The organism is Candidatus Cryosericum odellii (assembly GCF_003570935.1).
Classification (GTDB): domain Bacteria; phylum Caldisericota; class Caldisericia; order Cryosericales; family Cryosericaceae; genus Cryosericum; species Cryosericum odellii.
On record NZ_QXIU01000226.1, the window covers coordinates 1 to 2,683 of the forward strand.

General features: G+C 58.3%; 3 protein-coding genes. 2 read left to right on the top strand and 1 reads right to left on the bottom strand.

The genetic code is table 11. From position 1 onward, the window contains the following. A partial coding sequence (locus tag SMC5_RS09335) for an ABC transporter transmembrane domain-containing protein (RefSeq protein ID WP_133299204.1) occupies positions 1-1,205 on the bottom strand: 1,205 nt, incomplete at its 3' end. 154 nt (positions 1,206-1,359) lie between these two features. Here SMC5_RS09335 and SMC5_RS09340 point away from each other — a divergent pair. Together SMC5_RS09340 and SMC5_RS09345 are read left to right on the top strand one after the other, a co-directional pair. Continuing rightward, entirely contained in the window at positions 1,360-2,085 is a 726-nt protein-coding gene (locus tag SMC5_RS09340; RefSeq protein WP_207799193.1) for an endonuclease III domain-containing protein, read from the top strand. Then, the coding region (locus SMC5_RS09345) for a radical SAM protein (RefSeq protein ID WP_119120499.1) at positions 2,082-2,683 on the top strand (602 nt) is incomplete at its 3' end. The genes SMC5_RS09340 and SMC5_RS09345, both read left to right, overlap by 4 nt.

The following is a 2,683-nucleotide window of genomic DNA, read 5'->3' on the forward strand; positions in this document are numbered from 1 at the left end:
AGCACCTTCCCGGCGGAGGGATCATAGGCGCGCGTAAGCAGCGAAACAATCGTCGTCTTGCCTGAACCTATGGGGCCAATGATGCCGATCTTCTCCCCTGAAGCAATATGAAAACTGACATCATCCAGGATCTTATGGCCTTCCCGTTCAAAGGTAACATGCTCAAAAACAACATCGCCACGCAGTTCTCCCTCGATAGACACTGCGTCCGGTAGTTCCTGGATCGTTGACGACTGGTCGAGGATTTCATTGATGCGAGCGGCAGAAGCCTGCCCCCGCTGGAAGAGATTGATCGCCTGCCCCAGTGCCGTCATCGGCCAGGCGAGCATCCCGATATAGGTATTGAATGCAACGAGGCCTCCAATGGTAAACGTGCCACGCGTTGCAAGGATCCCTCCATACCAGAGCAAGACCAGTACAGAAATGGCGCCCAGGAAATCGATAAGCGGTCCCGCAAGACCCCAGATTTTGATCAAATGGATATCGCGACGCTGCAGGTCCATCGCCTTCGCCCTGAGACCGCGTGCTGCATCCTTCTCACGTGTGAACACCTTGATGATGCGCATGCCGGTCATAGCCTCTTCAACATAATCGGTGAGCGCAGAGAATGCGTCCTGAACACGTTTGAACAGTTTGAAAACCAGAGGCCCCGCACGCATCACGATGAGCGCGATAAGCGCAAGAGGAATAAGCGCGAGAAGGGTGAGAGAGCGATTGAATCGCAACATGGCGATGAGCGTGAAAGTCGTCATGATAAAGAAATCCGAAATCATGAGCAGGCCATCGCCCAGGGATTGCCGCACCGCCTCCAGATCGTTGGTCACAAGTGCCATGAGGTCACCCGTCTTGTGAACGTCGTGAAAATCGGCGGACAACTCAAGATATTTGGCGAACAGGTTGTCACGAACCTCCTGCTCCAGGTACCGGGCGCTTCCCCAGATAAGAAATCGCCAGAAGTAGCGGCCGACGGTTATCCCTGCGACAAGCGCTGAGATCTGCAGGAGAGCAACGAGCAATGTATGTGCCGTTGCAGTAAACGAGGACAGGTCGTCGATGACGGTGGCGGTGATCCCTGGAATGATCGTCTGAGAAATATCGACAGCAGCCAGGATGAGAATGCCACATAGATAGCGCACCCAGTATTTGCGAATAATGGGACCCAGGTGACGCCATATGCTTTTTTGTTTGGTTTCCGTATTACTCATACCTTCAAAGGATACTGGAAGCCGGCCGCGTTGTCAACACGAGAGCTGGTACCCGAGCTACCCGGCATGCCGGGCCGGCGATGAAGGGGAGAGTGGCTCTATCAACCCCGTCATCACGGGTCCCGCTTGCATCGTGGCGGCGCTCGGCTAGGCTGTGACGGTTAAAGAGATGATGACACCACTGCAACTGTTCGACATATTACTCACCACATTCGGGCCTCAGCACTGGTGGCCCGGCGACACGCCGTTCGAGGTCGCCGTTGGCGCCGTGCTGGCCCAGAATACGAGCTGGTCGAACGTCGAGAAGGCGATCACCTCACTTAAGGCCACCAATACCATAACAGCCACCAGCCTGCTTGCCCTTTCAGCATCGGACCTCGAACAGGCTATCCGGCCGGCCGGCTACTACCGGGTCAAGGCACGGTATCTCCGGACTCTTGCCGAGTGGGTCAGCCAGCGTGCTACAGGAGACCTCTCAAGCCTGGTATCCGAAGACACCGACGCTCTGCGCAGTGAGATACTGGCTCTCCGCGGCGTGGGACGGGAGACCGCAGACAGCATCCTGCTCTACGCGATCGGCAAGCCGGCCTTTGTGGTAGACGCGTACACGCGGCGCATCGCAGCCAGGTTGCGCCTCCTGCCCGACAACGCCACCTATGAGAGCACACAACAGTATTTCGTCGCGCGACTGCCCGAAGACGCGCACCTGTTCAATGAGTTCCACGGCCTGCTGGTCCATCTGGCCAAGGAGCACTGCCGGGCGCGACCCGTATGTCTCGCCTGTCCATTGGAACAGTGCTGTCCCTCGACGGACGCATCGCTCGCAACAAGGCACGTTGTGCGCGTGCGGACCATGCCCGAAAGGAGGACCACCCCGTGAGCTACCACTACATCTATGGCCCCATCCCGTCCAGACGTCTGGGCCGAAGTCTCGGCATCAGTCCCATCCCCGACAAAACATGCAACTTCAGCTGCATCTACTGCATGCTCGGGCGAACGGATCACCTCACGAACGAACGTGAGGAGTACTTCAAGCTCGAGGACATCCTCGCCGAGCTGGACGATGCGCTCAGGCACGTGTCGCCGCCGCCTGATCACATCTCGATCGTGGGCAACGGTGAGCCGACCCTCTATCTCCGCCTGGGGGACCTGATCCGGGGAGCGCGAGAGCTCACCAGCATTCCCATCGCTGTCATCACCAACGGCGCGCTGCTGTCCGAGCCTGCCGTGCGCGAAGCGCTGGCCGAAGCAGATATTGTCCTCACCTCGTTTAACGCCCCCACGGAGGAACTCTTTCGCCGCATCGACCGACCATGTCCGGGCATCGCGTTCGAAGCCATGAAACAGGGACTGCTGGACTTCGCCCACATGCCGAGGAGGGGTCAGCTCTGGGTGGAGATGATGCTGCTCGAGGGCATCAACGACTCTCCGGAAACGCTGGAGCAGACACGGTGGGTCCTGCAGGACGTCGAGCCGGA